1 protein-coding gene is annotated in these 212 nt (G+C 68.4%); it reads right to left on the reverse strand.

All coding sequences use genetic code 11. The annotated features are described in order from the left end of the window. Window positions 1-212 (reverse strand): DUF4054 domain-containing protein (locus ACM0OP_RS24570; protein WP_414531009.1); only part of this gene is annotated, 212 nt, incomplete at both ends.

Here is a 212-nt window from a genome sequence, read left to right on the forward strand (position 1 = left end):
TGCGGGCATAGAAAAGCAGCTGCGTGCCGTAGGTCGTGGCGTTCCAGAATCCACCGTCATCAAGGGTCACCGCGCCGGCGTCATAGCTGGCGCTGACCTTGTCGACCGACTTGGCCGTCACCGGACCCGTCACAGCCCCCGGCGCGCCGCCGGCCGTGGCGGTCTTCTGACTGCGCGCGGCCAGAGCGAGCTGGTGAGCGGTGAACAAGGCC

The sequence above is a fragment of the Nodularia chucula CCY0103 genome (assembly GCF_963923915.1).
GTDB lineage: Bacteria > Cyanobacteriota > Cyanobacteriia > Cyanobacteriales > Nostocaceae > Nodularia > Nodularia chucula.